This is a genomic window from Algicella marina (genome assembly GCF_009931615.1).
GTDB classification, from domain to species: Bacteria; Pseudomonadota; Alphaproteobacteria; order Rhodobacterales; family Rhodobacteraceae; genus Algicella; species Algicella marina.
The window spans coordinates 3,478,881-3,497,579 of record NZ_CP046620.1; the positions used below are offsets into that span (position 1 = coordinate 3,478,881).

Below are 18,699 nucleotides of genomic sequence, written 5' to 3' on the forward strand. Positions count from 1 at the left end.
GTGAAAAGATTGAACAGTGTGGAAAAGGTTACGCTGCAGTGCAGCGTTGCCGTAGGGTCATCCACAACCCGGGTTGCGTCGCGCACGCCTTGGTTTTTCACTTGATTCTGGCCGGATTTGCAGACGCAGGCGACTTTTGCGATGCGGAAGGGCGGTAATTTCTCCACACATTTATCCACAACGGGCGGAACTCCGCCGACGGGTGGACGACCCTGAAGCGAAGCGTTTTTCGACCGCTGTTTGTCAGGGAAAGCCTGGCCGGTCAGTCCGGATCAACTGTAGCGGGTGCGCACTGGTGCCCTGACAACTTTTTCCGCCCCTCTTTCAAATGACAGTTTTGCGACTATATCGTCTCGAACTGATGACAGTCGGAAGATGTTCAGAACGGACCTTCGAGGCAGTTGGCACTCGAGCCGGGCTGTGAATGGAGATTCTCTTGCGCAACGCAAACGCCCTGGCCCTTGTGGCCTGCACCTTTTTGGTAGGTGTCGTATGCACCCTGACGGTTCCGGGTTCTCTCTGGGCCTTTCAGGAGAACGGCATGGCGGAGTCTCTGCAACTGGTAGCAATGGCCGCAAGCGCGGTGATCTGGGGCCTGCTGACGGCGGAACTCTGGGCGCGTCCATGGCAGAAGGGCCAGCCCGATAACACGATTGCACTGTTCTTTACCGCCCTGAGCGTGGGCGTCATCCTGCGTGAGATTACCTTCTTCAAGGTCTTCGGCGCGCCGCCTGCCATCGTCTCCGTGATCGAAACGGTCAGCGTCATCGGGTTGTCGGCGATTGTCCTCGGGGTGTTCGCCAGCTGGATGCGCAGCCACGTGCGGGCGCGTCACATGTTCCGCAACCTCCTATCCAGTTCGCTGACATACTGGGCGATCGCTTCGTTCATTCTGGTTCTGTCCTCCGACATCTTCGAGAAACGGTTCCTGCCGCTGGCCAGCAATCTGGTGTGGGAAGAAACGCTGGAACTGATGGGCTATATTGCTATCGCCGTTGCTGGCTACGTCGGTCTATCGCAGGCGCGACCGGTGCAGAACCGCTCTGAAAACGCCGCTCCGGTGCGCATGCACCGCTGACGACCGGCTTTTTGCCGTCGGTGTTCCATCCGGAACGGCGGCGCAGGGGCAGGAAGGTCAGGTTCTTTCGCAACATCTCACAGCGAAGGAGCAGGACCCATGCCCGCAATGCGCAAGGCCGTCGTCAACGGCAACAACAACATCAATGGTCTCGACGGCTTCGATACCGCCGCAGCGGAGCGGTTGTCCGGCCACGGAATATGCAGCGGCATCACCTCCAGCTGGATGCTCGCCCTGCTGAACGGAGTGGCCGAGGCAATCGACACCGACAGTTTCGTGGCCTACTTCAACGACGTCCTGCGGTTCCAGGGCGGCTACCTGAAAGACATGGGAGGCCGCGCCGATGACTTCTTCGCCCAGATGAACATGAAGGGGCTGGATACGCAGATCGGCTCCACCGGGACAGTCCGCACCGCAGAGCTGACCATCGCGCACCTGCCGGACAGCGACACATGGGCGGCCTATGTCGCGCTCTGGGGTCATGCCGTCGGCATGGCGCAGAAGGACGGCCGCTTCTTTCTGATGGATCCGAACTACGGGCTGTTCGAATATGCCACGCTTGAGGAAATGGTCGACATGCTCAACAAAGGTGCAAATGCCCGCCGCCGGGATAAGGGCAAGACCAAGACGGACGAGATGGTTTTCCAGTTCTATAGCTGACCCATGGACGCACCCTGCCATTAAAACGCCCCTGCAGGTTGACAGCACCCGCGCGATGCATACTTTCGCCCCGAACGGCAGGCGGTCGTGGCCCTCGACTCACTGCGTGTATTTTTACGCTCCCGCGGGGGCATGCTTCTCTGCCGCAACGTGGCATCAAGGGCTGATATACAATGGTTGCACGCATCATACCGGTCGAAACATTCGATCTCGTGATCTTCGGCGGCACGGGCGATCTCGCGCGTCGCAAGATCCTGCCATCCCTCTTCCATCGCATGGTTGTCGGTCAGATGCCGACGGATGCCCGCATCATCGGCGCCGCCCGCGGCAAGATGACGAGAAAGGCGTTCCAGGAATTTGTGGAGGAATCGCTGGAGGAGTTCATCGACGAATCGGAGCGCAAGCCCGAGGACGTGAAGACATTCGTCGGCCAGCTTGACTATGTCGCTCTCGACGCACTTGGCGAAGGCGGCTGGGAGGAACTTGGCAAGAAACTGCGCAAGGATGTCGTGCGTGCCTTCTACCTCTCCGTCGGGCCATCGCTGTTCGGCGGCATCGCAGAGCGTCTGAAGAAAACAGGGCTGGCGACACCCAAGAGCCGCATCGTCGTGGAAAAGCCGCTGGGGCATGATCTCGAATCGGCGCAGAAGCTGAACGCTCAGCTTTCTGCCAGCTTCAAGGAGAACCAGATCTACCGGATCGACCATTATCTCGGCAAGGAAACGGTCCAGAACCTGATGGCACTGCGGTTCGCCAACGCCCTGTTCGAGCCATTGTGGTCCGCGCAGCATGTAGATCACGTCCAGATTACAGTGGCAGAAAACATCGGTGTCGAGGGACGTGGCGGCTATTATGACAAGTCGGGCGCCATGCGCGACATGATCCAGAACCACCTGATGCAGCTTCTCTGCCTGACGGCGATGGAGCCGCCAGCCCGGTTCGAGCCCAATGCCGTGCGGGACGAGAAACTGAAAGTGATCAGGGCGCTGGACCCGGTGCCCGCCGCCGATACCGTGCGCGGCCAGTACCGCGCCAATGGTGAGGACGGCAGCTATCTCGACCACGTCGAGAATCCCGACAGCACCACCGAAAGCTACGTGGCCATCAAGACCCAGATTTCCAACTGGCGTTGGGCTGGCACGCCCTTCTACCTGCGCACGGGCAAGAAGTTGCGCGGCCGGTTGTCGGAGATCGCCATCATCTTCAAGGATGTGCCCCACTCGATCTTCCCGGAAGTGGACGAGAAGCGCGGCAATGCGCTGATCATCCGCCTGCAGCCCGACGAGGGCATAACACTGAGGATGACGATCAAGGATCCGGGCCCCGGCGGTATGCGCCTGAAGGAAGTTCCATTGGACATGACCTTCGCCGATGCCCTTGGCCCGAATGCGGAAGTTGCCGACGCCTACGAACGGCTTATCATGGATGTCATACGCGGCAACCAGACCCTGTTCATGCGCGGCGACGAGGTGGAGGCCGCGTGGGAATGGACGGATGCAATCCTCGCGGCATGGGAAAAGGGGGGCAAGAAACCCCAGGCCTACGATGCCGGCGGCTCCGGCCCGGAGGATTCGCTGGCGCTGATGCACCGCGACGGCCGCCGCTGGCGCGAAATCGCGAGCTGAAGATCACTACACGACGGACGACCTCAGAAATCGGAGAGAAGCATGCCACTCAATAGCACCGTAGCCGCTGTCACTGCCGACATCGTGGCACGCAGCCAGGAGGCACGCACCGCATATATGGCGAGGATGGCCCGCCAGAGGGATGAGGGGCCGCGGCGCGCGCACCTTTCCTGCGGCAATCAGGCTCATGCCTATGCGGCGATGGAGGGCGACAAGGATGCGATGCTGGGCACGGCTGGCAACATCGGCATCATCACCGCCTACAACGACATGTTGTCCGCTCACCAGCCATTCGAGCGTTTTCCGCAACTGATCAAGGAGGCTGCCCGCAAGGCTGGCGGCACCGCGCAGGTCGCCGGTGGCGTGCCCGCAATGTGTGATGGCGTCACCCAGGGCCAGAGCGGCATGGAACTGTCGCTTTTCTCCCGCGACGTGATCGCGCTGGCCGCCGGCGTTGGCCTTTCCCACAACACCTTCGATGCTGCCGTCTACCTCGGCGTCTGCGACAAGATCGTCCCGGGCCTCGTGATCGCCGCCGCCACCTACGGGCATATCCCCTCTGTCTTCCTGCCCGCCGGGCCGATGCCTACCGGCCTGCCGAACGACGAGAAGGCCAAGGTTCGCCAGCAATTCGCCTCGGGTGAGGTTGGTCGCGACAAACTGATGGAAGCAGAGATGGCCTCCTACCACGGGCCCGGCACCTGCACGTTCTATGGCACAGCCAATACCAACCAGATGCTGATGGAGTTCATGGGCCTGCACCTGCCGGGGGCCAGCTTCGTGAACCCCAACACGCCCCTGCGCGATGCGCTGACGCTGGAGGGCGCGAAACGGGCGCTGGCCATCACCGCGCTCGGCAACGAATACACCCCCGCCTGCGACGTGCTGGACGAAAAGGCCTTCGTCAACGGCATTGTCGGCCTGATGGCCACCGGTGGATCCACCAACCTCCTGATCCACCTGCTGGCGATGGCCCGGGCGGCAGGCGTTATCCTCGACTGGGAAGACTTCGCCCGGCTGTCGGACGCCACGCCGCTGATGGCGCGCGTCTATCCAAACGGGCTCGCGGATGTGAACCATTTCCACGCGGCCGGCGGTCTCGGCTACATGATCGGCGAATTGCTGGACGCCGGGTTGCTGCACGATGATACGCGCACGATCGTGGGCGACGGTTTGGCCCGCTATGCCCAGGAACCCAAACTGAAAGATGGCATCATCGTCTGGGAAGACGGCGCGGGCGAAACGCTCAACGACAAGATCCTCCGCCCCGTGGCGGACCCGTTCCAGCCCACCGGCGGCACCAAACGCCTGTCGGGCAACCTCGGCACCGGCGTGATGAAGGTCTCTGCCGTGGCACCCGAGCGGCACGTGATCGAGGCCAAGGCGCGCGTGTTCCACGATCAGGAAGAGGTGAAGGCGGCCTACAAGGCGGGCGAACTGACCGAGGATACCGTCGTCGTCGTCCGTTTTCAGGGACCGAAGGCAAACGGCATGCCGGAACTGCACTCGCTCACGCCTATCCTCGCAGTGTTGCAGGATCGCGGTCTGAAGGTGGCGCTGGTCACGGATGGCCGCATGTCGGGCGCTTCCGGCAAGGTGCCCTCGGCTATCCATGTCTGCCCCGAGGCGGTGGCGGGCGGGCCGATCGCCCGCATCCGCACCGGCGATCTGGTGCGCGTCGATGCCGTGGCCGGCACGCTAGACGTGTTGACGGAGGGTGCGCTGGAGCGCGAACCTGTGTCCATAGACCTCTCCCATTACCATCAGGGCAACGGCCGTGAGATGTTCGCCGCCTTCCGGGCCAACGCCGGCACCGCCGAAACGGGGGCCTGCGCGATCCTCTGATGGCACGGATAGAGACAGAAGCGGCGCTGCGGGCGATTTACCAACCGGCACCGGGACCGGCCTCCACCGACAAGGTGGCGGACCATATCACACCCGAATACCGCGCGTGGATCGAAGCCTCGCCGTTCTGTACCCTCGCCACCATCGGGCCGGCGGGGCTGGATGCCAGCCCGCGCGGCGACATCGGCCAGGTGACCTTCGTGCAGGATGACGGCACGCTGGCGCTGCCGGACCGGCGCGGCAACAATCGCATCGACAGCTTGTTGAACATCGTCCGCGATCCGCGCGTCTCGCTGATGTACCTGATCCCCGGCTCCGGCACCGTGATCCGGGTCAACGGCACGGCCGAAATCCGCGACGATGCCGACTTGCTGAAGCACTACGCCCAGCAGGGCAGGGAACCGCGGTCCGTCATCATCGTTTCACCGAAAGAGGTCTATTTCCAGTGCGCTCGCGCCGTCTTGCGCGCGGGGCTGTGGAAGCCGCCGCAAGACACCGGCCACCTGCCCAGCGTCGGTACGATACTGGAGGGCATGACACGCGGCGGTATCGACGGCGAGACATATGACAGCGAATGGCCCGCGCGGGCCGCAAGGACAATGTGGTAGACTACCACCCGAAAGACGACAGGGACGCACCATGATCACCGCGAAAGAAGCCTCACTCCGCAACCGGGAAATCTGCGGGCTTGCGCCTATCATCCCCGTGCTGGTGGTCGATGACGCCGCCAGCGCCCGCCCGCTGGCCGAGGCACTGGTCGCCGGCGGCCTGCCGGCGCTGGAGGTGACGTTGCGCACCCCGGCGGCGCTCGACGCGATCCGCGCCATGGCCGACGTGCCGGGCGGCGTTGTGGGCGCGGGCACGCTGGTCACACCGCAGGACGTCAAGAATGCCGTCGCCGCCGGCGCGAAGTTCGGCGTCTCGCCCGGCGCCACGGATGCGCTGGTCGCCGCCTGCGAGGATGCGGGCCTGCCGCTGCTGGCTGGTGCCGCGACCGCGACCGAGGCGATGGCGATGCTGGAAAAGGGCTACGACGTGCTCAAGTTCTTCCCCGCCGAAGCCTCGGGCGGCGCACCGGCGCTGAAGGCCATCGGCGCGCCGCTGCCGCAGATCCACTTCTGCCCCACCGGCGGCGTCTCGTTGAAAAACGCCAACGATTACCTCTCGCTGCCCAACGTGCTTTGTGCCGGCGGCTCCTGGGTCGCGCCCGCTGATCTGGTGCGTGACGGCAAATGGGACGAGATCGAGACCTTGGCGCGCGACGCCTCGAAACTGGAGCGTTGAGATGCCCGATTTCGCACCGCTGCTCGCCCACCGCAAGGCCACTGAAGCCACGCCGATCGCCGCTTTGTTCGCAGGCGATCCCAGCCGCTTCGCCGAGTTCTCTGTCCAGCTCGACGACATGCTGCTCGATTACTCCAAGACTGCGATTGATGCCGAGGCCCGCTCCCGCCTGTTGGCACTGGCCGAGGCGGCGGGCGTTGAGGCCCGACGCGATGCGATGTTCGCAGGCGAGAAGATCAACGAGACCGAGGGCCGCGCCGTATTGCATACGGCCCTGCGCAACCTGTCAGGCGCGCCGGTAACGGTCGACGGGCAGGACGTGATGCCACAGGTGCTGGACACGCTGGCGCGGATGGAGTCTTTCGCCACCGGCGTGCGCGATGGCAGCATCACCGCACCATCCGGAAAGACTTTCACCGACGTCGTCAACATCGGCATCGGCGGCTCCGACCTCGGCCCCGTCATGGCGACGCTGGCGCTCGCTCCCTATCACGACGGCCCGGAGGTGCATTACGTCTCCAACGTCGATGGCGCCCATATCCACGATGTGCTGGAGCCGCTGGACCCGGCGACGACTCTGGTGATCGTCGCCTCCAAGACCTTCACCACCATCGAGACGATGACGAATGCCCGCACGGCGCAGAAATGGCTGGCAGATGCCGGGCTGGATTCGGGCGGCCACTTCGCTGCGTTGTCGTCGGCCACCGAAAAAACCGCCGACTTCGGCATCGACCCGTCCCGCGTCTTCGGCTTCGAGGATTGGGTCGGCGGGCGCTATTCGCTCTGGGGTCCCATCGGCCTGCCGATCATGATCGCCATCGGCGCGGAGAATTTCCGCGCCTTTCTCGACGGCGCCCACGCGATGGATACCCATTTCCGCGAGGCGCCGCTGATCGCCAACATGCCGGTGATGCTGGCGCTGGTGGGCGTCTGGCACAGCAACATCTGCGGCTACGATACCCGCGCCGTGCTGCCCTACGACCAGCGTCTCCTCCGCCTGCCGGCCTACCTTCAGCAACTGGACATGGAGAGCAATGGCAAGCGCGTTGCGCTGGACGGTTCGGCTCTGGCCGCCAATAGCGGCCCGATCGTCTGGGGCGAACCCGGCACCAATGGTCAGCACGCCTTCTACCAGCTCATCCATCAGGGCACGCGGGTGGTGCCTTGCGAATTTCTCGTGGCGGCGGAAGGACATGAGTCCGACCTTGCCCACCAGCACGACCTGCTCGTGTCCAACTGTTTCGCCCAATCCGAGGCACTGATGGTCGGGCGGCCCGAAGCCGATACGCCACATCGCGTCTTCCCCGGCAACCGCCCTTCGACGACCCTGATCTATCGGCAACTGGACCCGTTTACGCTGGGCCGGATCATCGCGCTCTATGAGCACCGGGTCTTCGTCGAGGGCGTGATCTGGGGCATCAACTCTTTTGACCAATGGGGGGTGGAACTGGGCAAGGAACTTGCAACCGCGATGCTGCCGCTGGTGCAGGGCGGCGATGCCAGCGCCAAGGATGGCTCCACCGCCGGGCTGCTGACCGTGCTTCAGGGGCTGCGCGACTGAAAACGGCATTCTGTCCTGCCGGGCTTCCGGCAGAGATAACTCAGGGGATGAACAAGGGTTCAGGTTGCCGCGATATTGCGGTAACGGAGGGCAAATATCCAAGGTGAGCCCATGACCCTGCCCCTCGCGCCCCGCATGTCCCGTATCCAGGCTTCGGCCACCGCCGCCGCCATGGCCCGTGCCGCCGCCGCCCGCGCGGAAGGGCGCGATGTGATCTCGCTGACGACGGGGGAACCGGACTTCGACACGCCGGCCCACATCCAGGAAGCGGCGATCGCGGCGATGCGCTCCGGCCAGACACGCTATACGGCCGTCGATGGCACCGGTGAGTTGAAAGATGCGATCATCGCCAAGTTCGCGCGCGAAAACGGGCTGACCTTCACCCACGACGAAATCATTGCCTCAACGGGGGCGAAGCAGGTGATCTTCAACGCCATTCTGGCGACGATTTCCGCCGGTGACGAAGTGATCGTGCCGACACCGGCATGGGTGAGTTATCCCGATATCGTCAAACTGGCCGGTGGCACTCCGGTGCTCCTGCCCTGCGGGCCCGAGACCGGTTTCAAGCCGACAGCGGAGGCAATCGCGGCGCTGATTACACCGGCGACGCGGGCCATCATGCTCAATTCACCCTGCAATCCGACCGGCGCCGTGCTGTCGGGCGCAGAGCTGAGGGCCATTGGCGCGTTGCTTGTCGACCGGCCCGACATTCTCGTCATCGCCGATGATATCTACGAGCATATTCGCTATACCGACGAACCCTTTGCCACATTCGCGGCCACTTGCCCGGAACTGGCGGAACAGTGCCTGACCGTCAATGGTGTCTCCAAGGCTTATGCCATGACCGGCTGGCGCCTGGGCTACGGGGCTGGCCCGGCGCCGCTGATCCGGGCGATGCGGGTGCTGCAATCGCAATCGACCACCAACCCCAATACCATCGCCCAGGCGGCCGCCGTTGCCGCACTGAACGGGCCGTTCGACTGTGTGGAGCAGCAGCGGCAGGCGTTTCACCGTCGTCGCGACCGGTTGTTGCAGGCTCTGGGCAATTGTCCGGGGCTGACACTGTACAGACCTGATGGCGCGTTCTACCTGTTCATCGGCATCAGCAATGCCCTCGGTGGCCGCTATGCCACGGAGGCGGCATTCGTCGATGCGCTGCTGGAGCAGGAAAACCTCGCTGTCGTCGGCGGCGAGGGTTTCGGGGCGTCGCCCTATATCCGCCTGTCCTTCGCGGCCTCGGACAGTGAGTTGGAGGAAGCGGCTGCACGGCTCAACAGATTCTGCGCCGACCTGTGAGTGAGTGGGGCTTTTGCGCGTGGACGCGGAGGTCGGCCTGAAAGTTGTGACGGGCGCGCGCCGCCGAATTCAGCGCGGCAGCGGGTTCGTCGCCATGTTGTATGGCGTCCAGTCCTCGATATCGGGATAGTGTTTCTCCCGCCACATCTGCACCCGCCGGTTCATGAGTCGCCGCCAGAACGGCGGCACCAGCGCGGAAAGTGTCATCAACGGGTAGCCGTAGGGTAATTGCGGCGCTTCCTGATGGTCGTAATTCTGCAACAGCGGGAAGCGTCGATCCGGCTTGAAGTGATGGTCCGAATGGCGTTGCAGGTTGATCAGCAGAAAATTGGTCAACCTGTGCGCCGCGTTCCAGGAATGGCGCGGGTGAACATGTTCGTATTTGCCTTCGCCCAGATGCCGGCGCGTCAGGCCATAGTGTTCGACGTAGTTAACCAGTTCCAGTTGCAGCATTGCCATGAAGGACTGCAGCAGGAAAAAGGAGACAGCCAACCAGCCGCCAATCAGGTAGGCGACGGCGGCGAAGGCGGCGCTGCCGCCAACGTAGCGGTAAAACGGATTGCGATAGTGATACCACGGCCGTCCGCGCTGCCGCAGGCGTGCAACCTCTACCTCCCAGGCGGAGGTGACCTGGCCGATCATCACCCGCGGGAAGAAGTGGTAGAAATCCTCGTCATACCGTGCCGTCACCGGGTCGCGCGGCGTGCCGATGTAGCGGTGATGCACGTAGATATGCTCCGACCGGAAGTGCCCGTAACAGGTGGAGATCAGCAGCCATTCGCCGAGGAACTGCTCCAGCCGGTTCTTCTGGTGGATAAGTTCATGGGCATAGTTGATGCCGACGCTGCCGGTGACGATGCCAACCGAAATCATCAGCAACAGCTGTTCCGGCAAGGACAGGTGATCCGACCAGAAGGCCATGATCAGCGCACCGAAGATGATCGCGACCTGAACCGGCAGCCACAGCATCGTGATCGCCTTGTACCAGAAAAGCTCTTTGTCCTGTGTCTGCGGATCCATGTTGCCGATTTCCAGCCCGGACACCATATCCAGCACCGTCACCACGATCCATGTGTAGAACGGCACCAGCAGGATGGCGATGCCGCCATAGTAGCCGGATATGGCGATCATCGGCACGAACAGCAACGACATCCAGAAAGGAAGTGCGCGGAGAAAGCTGGGTTGCATGGTCATGACAAGCGGATCCCGGTTACTGCAACTTGCACAGGGCCTGAAGCGGCTTCATGTGCGGGTAAATAATACCATAATGTGAAGATGTCTACGCGATGTCCGTTTTTGGGACTTTTGAGGGCCGGTGCTGACCGGCCGCGAACTGGTACGCTTTGCGCATGACCGTTGGCAAATCGTCCGGCCCGGCCTCCTCGGGCGTGAAAAAACGGCCCGTAAGCGCTTCGATGCCCTCATCCACCGGCGCCATTGCGACATCGAGTATCAGGTGAAAATGGGTGAAAGTATGACGCACGGCGCCAGCGGTGATCTGCCAGTCGGCCTCCAGTGGTGGCGCGGCCACGATTTCGCCCTCGGCCCACGGCCCGCCGGGCAGGCCGAGCATACCGCCGAGCAGCCCCTTGTCCGGCCGCCGCTCCAGCAGCACCGCGCCATCGCTGCGCTGTGCGAAATAAACGATGCCGCGCCGAACCGGCTTGGCGGCTTTCGGCGTCTTGCGGGGCAGGGTTTCGGCGATGCCCAGATCGCGGGCGCGGCACGGCTGTCGCCATGGGCAGATGCCGCATGCCGGGTTGCGGGGAGTGCAGATCGTCGCGCCTAGATCCATCACCGCCTGCGCGTAATCTCCGGGCCGCGCCGCGGGCGTCAGTGCCGCCGCCAGCCCCCGCAACGTCTCCTTCGCGCCGGGCAGCGGTGCCTCCACCGCGTGTATCCGGGCCATCACCCGCTCGACATTGCCATCCAGCACTGTCGCCGGCCGTTCGAAGGCAATGGCCGCGATTGCCGCCGCCGTGTAGGGGCCGATGCCGGGCAGGTCCCGCAATCCCGCTTCCGTGTCGGGAAACCTGCCGTCGAGATCCCGCGCAACCACCCGCGCACATTTCAGCAGGTTGCGGGCGCGGGCGTAATAACCCAGCCCTGCCCACGCTGCCATCACCGCATCGTCGTCGGCGGCGGCCAAATCCGACACTGTCGGCCAACGATCTGTGAAATCTAGGAAATATTTACGTACCGCCGCCACCGTCGTCTGCTGCAGCATCACTTCCGACAGCCATACGGCATAGGGGTCGGCCCGCAGGTCCGCGCCGGGCGGCACCCGCCAGGGCAGGTCCCTCGCGTGGATGTCATACCAGGCCAGCAGTATTTCAGGATCGGCAGCTTGATTACACAAATTTGACCCGGTGCTTTCATTGCGGGGGGTGGTTGTTTTCGCCGGTCTCGGGCAGATTGGCCAGAGTTAAGGCATCAGGACGGCAGGACAAGTGGCACAGACGCCAAAACCCGGACGCAAAAGACGTGGATTTCGCCAGACGGGCGCGTGCATCGCGGCCGATGTCCGTCGTGTCAGCGAAAAGCGCGGTTTTGCCGAAACCCGTCTGCTGACGGACTGGGAGGAGATCTGCGGCAAGGATATCGCCGCCGTCGCCACACCGCTCCGCGTTTCCTACGGCAGGGAAGGGCTGGGTGCGACGCTGACCATAGCCTGCCAGAGCGCCCGCGCCCCAGAAGTTTCGATGCAGGCGGAAACGATCCGCACCCGCGTCAATGCCTGTTACGGCTACAACGCCATAGCCCGTATCCGCGTCACCCAGACGGGCAGCGCGGATATTCCGGCTGGATTTGCCGAAGGGCAGGCCCAATTCACCCCAAAAGCGCCACCGCCGCTGAAGCCCGCCGTCTCGGCGGCGCTGGAACCAATCGGCGACGAGGGTCTGCGCGCGGCGCTGGCCCGGCTCGGACAGAACGTGCAGACCCGCACACACCAGAAGGACTGACCACATGAACGACAGATTCACCCGCCGCTCCGCCCTCCGCACCGGCCTCGCCCTCGGCACGCTGGCCGCCAGCGGCCTGCCCGCCTTCGCGCAGGAGGAGGAGCGCAAGGTCGTGGAAATGTTCAAGGGTGAAGCCGAAGCACCGGTGACGGTGATCGAATACGCCAGCTTCACCTGCCCCCACTGCGCCAACTTCCACAAGACGGTCTTCCCACAGATCCGCGCCAATTTCATCGACGAAGGCAAGGTCAAGTTCGTGATGCGCGAAGTCTATTTCGACCGTTTCGGCCTCTGGGCCGGAATGCTCGCCCGCTGCGGCGGCGAGATGCGCTATTTCGGTATCGTCGACATCCTGTTCGAGAAGCAGAAGGAATGGATCGGCAATGGCGAACCGGCGACAGTGATCCAGAACCTCTACGGGATCGGTCGCCAGGCGGGGCTGACGCAGGAAGACATGGAGGCCTGCCTGCAGGACAAGGCCTTTGCCGAAGCCTTGGTCGCCGAGTACCAGAAGAACGCCACCGCGGACGAGGTTTCCGGCACACCGTCCTTCGTCGTCAACGGTGAGAAGGTCAAGAACATGGATTACGAACCGTTCGCCGACCTGCTCAACAGCAAGCTCGAAAGCTGATCAGATCTGGCTGAGCGCCGCGTCCAGCGGCGCCCAGTCAGCGCTCTCCAGCCGCACGGGAAGAACCTGCACCTCGCGGCGGAAATCGTCCGGCAGGCGCACCGCATCCTTCTCGGTTGTCACCAGTTGCGCACCGGCTGCCTGCGCATCGGCCTTCAACCGTGAGAGGATCGCAGGGCCGTAGGGCGCGTGGTCGCTGAAACTGCGCGTCGCCACCACATCCGCCCCCTCGGCGCGCAACGTGGCAAAGAATTTCGCGGGCCGTCCGATACCGGCGAAGGCCAATACCCGCCGGCCCTTCCACGGCAACCCCATCGCCAGCGGTGCCAGCCGTGCGCGCAGGCGCGGCTTCCCGGCGATTTCCGGCCAGTCACCCTCCAGCCGTGCCTGCGCGGCCTCCGGCCCCAGCGTCACCAGTAGATCGGCGCGCGCAAGACCTGCAGCCAGTGGCTCCCGCAACGGCCCTGCAGGAATAACCCGGCCATTGCCGAAGCCGGTTTCGGCATCGACAACCACGATGTTCACGGTCTTGGCGACTTCGGGGTTCTGGAAGCCGTCATCCATGATGATCGTCCCGGCGCCCGCCGCCTGTGCTGCCACCGCCGCCTCCGCCCGCGCCTTGGCCACCCAGACCGGCCCGAATGCCGCCAACAGCAGCGGCTCGTCCCCGACCTCGTCCGCCCGATGCGTTGGCTCTACCCGCAAAGGTCCGTCCAGACTGCCGCCATGGCCGCGGCTGATCACATGTGGCTTGCGGTCGGCCAGACGCGCCAGCAGCGCTGTCACCACCGGCGTCTTGCCCGTGCCGCCGATGGAAATATTGCCGACACAGATAACCGGCACCTGTGGTGTAAATATCGGCGGACGGGCCACACGCCGCCGCGCCGCCTCCGTCCAGATCTGCGCGAGGGGGGAAAGCAGCAGCGGCAGCACCCCCGCATTCCCTCGGTCGGCCTGCCAGAAACCCGGCTGCCTCATGCCGCGTCCTGCGCCTGTGGCAGTTCCGCCGTCAGCAGATCGCACAGCATCTGCGCCGTGTCCGTGCCATCCGATGTCACCCGCCACGCGTTCGCCGCCAGCGCCGCCGTCCGGTCCGCCGGCAGCGTTTCCACCAGCGAACGACCCAGTTCATCGCCACGCGGCACCCGCACGGCGGCGTTGGCCGCGTGGAAACTCTCGTAGGCGGCTTCGAAATTGTGAACATATGGTCCGTGCAGGATCGCAGAGCCGAGCAAACCCGGCTCATACGGGTTGTGGCCCCCCACCTCCACCAGCGATCCGCCGACAAACGAGACCGGCGCAAGCCGATACCAGAGCCCCATCTCGCCCATCGTGTCGGCGAGGTAGATTTCCGTGTCGCGCGTCAGTTCCTCGCCGGCGCTGCGTTGCGCCACCCGCCAGCCCGCCGCCCGCAACTCTTTCGCCACCGCCGATCCGCGTTCGGGATGGCGGGGCACAAGAATCAGGATCAGGCCGTGCGCCGTTCTCCGCGCCTGACGGTGCGCAGCGGAGACGATTTCTTCCTCGCCCGGATGGGTGGATGCCGCCAACCAGATCTGCTTCCCGGCCAGCTTGCCGGAAAAACTCTTCAATGCCGCTTCGTCCACCGGCAGTGGCATGGCACTTTCCTTCAGCGATCCGGTGATCTCCACGATCTCCGGCGGCGCACCGGCATAGACGAAGCGCACGGCCGCTGTCTCGTCTTGGGCCAGAATTCGCCGGAATCGCTGCAACACTGCCCGCCCCAGCCCGAGCGAGCGATGCAGCCGCCGCGCCGATCTCTCCGACATCCGGGCATTCACAAGGTACATCGGGCAGCCCGTCCGGTGGGTGTGGTGGATCAGCGCGGGCCACAGTTCGCTTTCCGTCCACACGGCGACATCCGGCCGCCAGTGGTTCAGAAACCGCTTCACCACCCGCGCGGCATCGACGGGCACGAACTGATGCATCGCCCGTTCCGGCAGGCGCTTCTCCATCAGTTCCGCGGAGGTCACCGTGCCGGTGGTGACGAGCACGTGCACGTCTGGCCTCCGCTTGAGAATGCGATCCACCAGATCGAGCAGGGAAAGCGCCTCGCCGACGCTGGCCGCGTGCAGCCAGATCAGCGGTCCCTTCGGCCGGGGCAGCGAGGCCGTGCCCAGTCGTTCGGGATGCCGTGTCTCGTGCTCCTTGCCGTTGTCGAGCCGTTTCTTCACCATCCGCCGCGCCGTTCCGAACGCCAGCCAGGACGCGAACAGATATAGGCCGAGCCCGAGGGAGCGTCGCATGGGCGTCAGCCCGCTTTCTGAGTCGCGCTCGTCTCTTCTTCCGCGTCCGTCAGGCGGTGAAGATGCGCTATGAAATAGCGCATATGGGCGTTGTCCACCGTCTTGTGGGCCGCACCCTTCCACGCATCATACGCCGTGGCGTAATTCGGAAAGATACCGACAACATCTATCTCCGCGACGTCGCGGAACTCGTTCGACTGCGGATCGACGAGTTCGCCCCCGTAGACGAGATGCAAAAGCTGCTTGGCCATGAAGCCCTCCGAATGCTGATCCCACTTTGACACTAAGGCCTATGTGGGCCGGTTTGAAGCGGCAGTTGCCGAAAAGACGGCGGTTTATGACGCGTACCGACAATTGTTGGCGGCCGACGCTCAGGCGAGACCGGCGCCGCCCTCCTGCCGCAGCAATCCGCGGATTTCCGAGTGCAGGGCGGATGGGGCCGCGATCAGGCCCGGTTGCAGGCGACTGGCACCATTGTAGACGGCCAGCGCGCCGCCGCGCGTTGTCACCGTCGCCCCGGCTTCCCGACAGATCAGATCTCCCGGTGCCAGATCCCATTCCCAGGCGTCGCGCAACGTCAGGGCGGCATCGAACCGGCCCTCGGCAACAAGGCACAGCCGGTAGGTGAGCGAAGGCCGGAAGTGCGGCTTGGGCAGCTTCGGCGGCTGGTGCCAGTGCTCCGACCGCAACGCTGCCTTGTTGATCAGCACCTCCGCTTCGGCCAGTGTCTTGCCGCTTCCCACCTGCAACCGCCGCCCGTTCAGCCAGGCGCCACTGCCCCTGCCGGCCACGTAGGTCTTCGACTTGGCGGGCATATGGAATGCCGCTGCGATCACTTCGCCCGCCTCGACCACCGAAATGGCAATACCCCAGGCGCTTTCTCCGGCCAGAAAGGCGCGGGTTCCGTCGATGGGGTCGACGATGAAGGTTCTTTCCGCGCTCAGGCGCTCCGCGCTATCGGGGCTTTCCTCCGATAACCAGCCGTACTCGGGACGGGCGCTGCGCAATTCCTGCTCCAGCAGTCGGTTGACGGCCATGTCGGCTTCGCTTACCGGCGAATTGTCGGCTTTCAGCGTCACGTCCGGATCACGGCCGAAATACTGCTTTGCGATCACACCGGCCGATACGGCGGCAGCGACGAGCAACCTGGCTTCAGTTTCCGGCAATCGTCAATCCTTCCACCCGCAGCGACGGTACGCGCCGCGAAAGATGCTGGCGGGCGTCATTCGCGGGGGTGATCGTCTTCAGCATGTCGCGCAGGTTCCCGGCAATGGTGCCTTCGTTCACCGGTTCGGCGATCTCGCCGCCGCGCACCCAGAAACCGGAGGCACCGCGCGAGTAATCGCCGGTATTGGCGTTGATCGAGGCACCCATCAGCGAGGTGACAAGGAAACCCTCGCCCATTTCGCGGATCAAATCCTCAAGGCTCTGGCTGCCCTGAGTCAGCGATAGATTGCCAAGCCCCGGCATCGGTGGCCCGTTGGTGCCGCGTACCGCGTCGCCGGAGGGTGTCAGCCCCAGCTTCCGGGCCGTGCCCAGATCCAGCAGCCATGATTTCAGGATACCGTCCTCCACCAGCGCCCGCTCCGTCACCGGTAGCCCCTCGGCATCGAATGGGCGGGAGCCGCTGGCCCGCTTTCGCCCCGGTTCCTTGGTGATCGACAGCCCCTCGGGCAGCACCTGTTCGCCCATCGCGTCCTTCAGCCAGCTTGTTCCCCGTGCGATCGAGGCGCCGTTGATCGCCGAGATCAGGTGCCCGATCAGCCCGGAGGAAATCCTCTCGTCGAAGATCACCGGATAGGCGCCCGTCTTCGGTCTCTTCGATCCGGCCCGTGCCAGAGCCCGTTCCGCCGCCAGGGCGCCGATGCTCTCAGCATCCGGCATATCAGCCATGTGCATCCGGGTCTCGTAGGCATAGTCCCGTTCCATCGCCAGCCCTTCGCCGCAGATGGCAACGCAGGAGATGCCGAAGCTCGTGCGCGCGTAGCCGCCCTCGAACCCGTTGCTGGTGGCAAGGTAGATGCGCGTGCGGCCAGCGCTGGCACCGGCATCCGAAACCTGGGTGATGCCCTTCTTTGCCATCGCCGCCGCCTCGGCCCGTCGGGCGAGGTCTTCCAGATCGGGCGGGGTCGGTGCCGCGACCGTGTCTTCCAGATCCAGCGCGGCGACGTCCCAGCCGGTGGCCAGTTGATCCTGTGTTGCCAGCCCGATGTCGGGGTCTTCCGGCGCTTCCTTTGCCATCGCCACGGCCCGCGCCGCCATTTCGGCGATCGCCGCCGGGCGGCTGTCGGAAATCGCCACGCAGGCCTGACGCTGGCCCATCAGCACCCGCAGCCCGAGGTCGACACCCTCGGCCCGCTCTGCCTGTTCCAGCGCGCCGCCGCGAATTTCCATGGAGGTGCCGTTGTCCTCGGCCACCAGCACGTCGGAAGCCTCTGCCCCCGCTTTCTTCGCCGCCGCCAGCAACTGGTGCGCGAGGTCTTTCAGATCGACACTCATCCCATCATCCCGTTCAGTCCGTGCACGATCAGCCCGGCCACTATCGCGAATTGCAGCAGCACCGTGAGCCCGGCACCGGCAGCCCGTTGCCAGCCCGGTGCATCAGGTCGCGTGAAATGCCAGCCGTGTATCAGCCGGGCGGCCAGCAGGGTGATGCCGAACAGGTGCAACACCCATGCCGGTGTGCCCAGCAGTGCCATGATCAGCAGGAACACCAGCGTTATCGGCACATTTTCGCAGAAATTCGCCTGTCCACGCATGATCCGGATCATGAACGGGTCGCCGCCATCACCGATGGACACTTTCTGTTTGCCCCGCGCCATGCCAACGGCAGCCATAAGCCACAGATGCACCAGCCCGAGAAGACCGGCGTAGAACGCAACCACGTATAGCGCTGGAAGCACTTCTGCCATTTGCCTGCCTTTCACTGCCTGTTGTCAGACAATCTAGATACCCCACTGCCATATGCAATGGCGAAGCGGGTTGCACAGGCCCCGATGTCACTGCCAAAGGTTAAACTTCCGGCAACGGCCGCTTCACTCCGGCTTCATCCACCGCCACGAAGATGAACCGAGCCTCCGTCATCTTCAGCACCCGCCCCTCCGGCTGGCGTGTCACCCACACCTCCAGCCCGATGGTCATCGAGGTTCGGCCCTCGCGTTCGATATCGCCCCAGATGGTTACCAGATCGCCGACATGCACAGGCTTCAGGAAGGTCATCCCCTCCACCGCAACCGTCGCTACCCGTCCCCGGCTGCGTGTACGGGCGAGGACAGAGGCGCCGAGATCCATCTGTGCCATCAGCCAGCCGCCGAAAATATCTCCGTTGGAGTTGGTATCCGCCGGCATGGCGATGGTCTGCAGGCAGAGCGTTCCCTGCGGCGCATCGGTCTCGTTCAAGCTGCTGTCCTCCGGCAAAACCATTCAGGGGCGGGCATCCGGCCCGTCGCGCTGCCCCAGCAAACACGTCCGAAACCGGCCCGGCAAGCC

19 protein-coding genes are annotated in these 18,699 nt (G+C 64.2%); 10 read left to right on the plus strand and 9 right to left on the minus strand.

The features are described 5' to 3' along the window. The first annotated feature begins 541 nt into the window (after nucleotides 1-541). The 8 genes from GO499_RS17000 to GO499_RS17035 all read left to right on the plus strand — a co-directional run bounded on the left by GO499_RS17000 (nucleotide 542) and on the right by GO499_RS17035 (nucleotide 9,349). The gene (locus GO499_RS17000; RefSeq protein ID WP_161863298.1) at nucleotides 542-1,078 is read left to right on the plus strand and encodes a hypothetical protein; all 537 of its coding nucleotides are present in this window, start codon (nucleotides 542-544) and stop codon (nucleotides 1,076-1,078) included. A gap of 99 nt (nucleotides 1,079-1,177) precedes the next feature. Continuing rightward, the gene (locus GO499_RS17005) at nucleotides 1,178-1,738 is read left to right on the plus strand and encodes a hypothetical protein (RefSeq protein ID WP_161863299.1); all 561 of its coding nucleotides are present in this window, start codon (nucleotides 1,178-1,180) and stop codon (nucleotides 1,736-1,738) included. 173 nt (nucleotides 1,739-1,911) lie between these two features. Beyond that, nucleotides 1,912-3,363, plus strand: a complete 1,452-nt coding sequence (zwf, locus tag GO499_RS17010) for a glucose-6-phosphate dehydrogenase (protein ID WP_161863300.1) — start codon at nucleotides 1,912-1,914, stop codon at nucleotides 3,361-3,363. Between the two features lie 42 nt (nucleotides 3,364-3,405). Next, the gene (gene edd, locus GO499_RS17015; protein ID WP_161863301.1) at nucleotides 3,406-5,208 is read left to right on the plus strand and encodes a phosphogluconate dehydratase; all 1,803 of its coding nucleotides are present in this window, start codon (nucleotides 3,406-3,408) and stop codon (nucleotides 5,206-5,208) included. Further along, on the plus strand, nucleotides 5,208-5,816 hold the full coding sequence (locus GO499_RS17020) for a pyridoxamine 5'-phosphate oxidase family protein (protein ID WP_161863302.1): 609 nt from the start codon (nucleotides 5,208-5,210) through the stop codon (nucleotides 5,814-5,816). The genes edd and GO499_RS17020 overlap by 1 nt, the downstream gene beginning before the upstream one ends. Before the next feature lie 31 nt (nucleotides 5,817-5,847). Then, nucleotides 5,848-6,492, plus strand: a complete 645-nt coding sequence (eda, locus tag GO499_RS17025; RefSeq protein ID WP_161863303.1) for a bifunctional 4-hydroxy-2-oxoglutarate aldolase/2-dehydro-3-deoxy-phosphogluconate aldolase — start codon at nucleotides 5,848-5,850, stop codon at nucleotides 6,490-6,492. A 1-nt stretch (nucleotide 6,493) separates the two neighbouring features. After that, nucleotides 6,494-8,053: a glucose-6-phosphate isomerase gene (pgi, locus tag GO499_RS17030; RefSeq protein WP_161863304.1), complete on the plus strand. Its 1,560-nt coding sequence runs from the start codon at nucleotides 6,494-6,496 to the stop codon at nucleotides 8,051-8,053. Nucleotides 8,054-8,164: 111 nt separating this feature from the next. Beyond that, nucleotides 8,165-9,349, plus strand: coding sequence for a pyridoxal phosphate-dependent aminotransferase (locus GO499_RS17035; RefSeq protein WP_161863305.1), 1,185 nt, complete (start codon nucleotides 8,165-8,167; stop codon nucleotides 9,347-9,349). 69 nt (nucleotides 9,350-9,418) lie between these two features. Here GO499_RS17035 and GO499_RS17040 read toward each other — a convergent pair whose 3' ends face one another. Both GO499_RS17040 and mutY read right to left on the minus strand, forming a co-directional pair. Beyond that, entirely contained in the window at nucleotides 9,419-10,543 is a 1,125-nt protein-coding gene (locus tag GO499_RS17040; RefSeq protein WP_161863306.1) for an alkane 1-monooxygenase, read from the minus strand. Nucleotides 10,544-10,628: 85 nt separating this feature from the next. Then, nucleotides 10,629-11,708: an A/G-specific adenine glycosylase gene (mutY, locus tag GO499_RS17045; protein ID WP_161863307.1), complete on the minus strand. Its 1,080-nt coding sequence runs from the start codon at nucleotides 11,706-11,708 to the stop codon at nucleotides 10,629-10,631. A 91-nt stretch (nucleotides 11,709-11,799) separates the two neighbouring features. Here mutY and GO499_RS17050 point away from each other — a divergent pair, with 91 nt between their 5' ends. After that, nucleotides 11,800-12,312 (plus strand): DUF721 domain-containing protein, encoded by a 513-nt coding sequence (locus tag GO499_RS17050; protein WP_161863308.1) that lies wholly within the window; start codon nucleotides 11,800-11,802, stop codon nucleotides 12,310-12,312. Nucleotides 12,313-12,316: 4 nt separating this feature from the next. Then, entirely contained in the window at nucleotides 12,317-12,943 is a 627-nt protein-coding gene (locus GO499_RS17055; protein WP_161863309.1) for a DsbA family protein, read from the plus strand. Here the strand turns inward: GO499_RS17055 and lpxK are convergent, their stop codons facing one another. The 7 genes from lpxK to GO499_RS17090 all read right to left on the minus strand — a co-directional run bounded on the left by lpxK (nucleotide 12,944) and on the right by GO499_RS17090 (nucleotide 18,609). Next, entirely contained in the window at nucleotides 12,944-13,921 is a 978-nt protein-coding gene (gene lpxK, locus GO499_RS17060) for a tetraacyldisaccharide 4'-kinase (RefSeq protein WP_161863310.1), read from the minus strand. Continuing rightward, the gene (locus tag GO499_RS17065; protein ID WP_161863311.1) at nucleotides 13,918-15,210 is read right to left on the minus strand and encodes a 3-deoxy-D-manno-octulosonic acid transferase; all 1,293 of its coding nucleotides are present in this window, start codon (nucleotides 15,208-15,210) and stop codon (nucleotides 13,918-13,920) included. The genes lpxK and GO499_RS17065 overlap by 4 nt, the downstream gene beginning before the upstream one ends. A 5-nt stretch (nucleotides 15,211-15,215) precedes the next feature. Further along, nucleotides 15,216-15,461: a DUF4170 domain-containing protein gene (locus GO499_RS17070; RefSeq protein WP_161863312.1), complete on the minus strand. Its 246-nt coding sequence runs from the start codon at nucleotides 15,459-15,461 to the stop codon at nucleotides 15,216-15,218. Between the two features lie 120 nt (nucleotides 15,462-15,581). Continuing rightward, the gene (locus GO499_RS17075; RefSeq protein ID WP_161863313.1) at nucleotides 15,582-16,376 is read right to left on the minus strand and encodes a 3'(2'),5'-bisphosphate nucleotidase CysQ; all 795 of its coding nucleotides are present in this window, start codon (nucleotides 16,374-16,376) and stop codon (nucleotides 15,582-15,584) included. After that, nucleotides 16,363-17,709, minus strand: a complete 1,347-nt coding sequence (locus tag GO499_RS17080; RefSeq protein ID WP_161863314.1) for a TldD/PmbA family protein — start codon at nucleotides 17,707-17,709, stop codon at nucleotides 16,363-16,365. The genes GO499_RS17075 and GO499_RS17080 overlap by 14 nt, the downstream gene beginning before the upstream one ends. Next, nucleotides 17,706-18,122, minus strand: a complete 417-nt coding sequence (locus GO499_RS17085; protein WP_161863315.1) for an MAPEG family protein — start codon at nucleotides 18,120-18,122, stop codon at nucleotides 17,706-17,708. The genes GO499_RS17080 and GO499_RS17085 overlap by 4 nt, the downstream gene beginning before the upstream one ends. A gap of 100 nt (nucleotides 18,123-18,222) precedes the next feature. After that, entirely contained in the window at nucleotides 18,223-18,609 is a 387-nt protein-coding gene (locus tag GO499_RS17090) for an acyl-CoA thioesterase (protein ID WP_161863316.1), read from the minus strand. Between the last annotated feature and the right edge of the window lie 90 nt (nucleotides 18,610-18,699).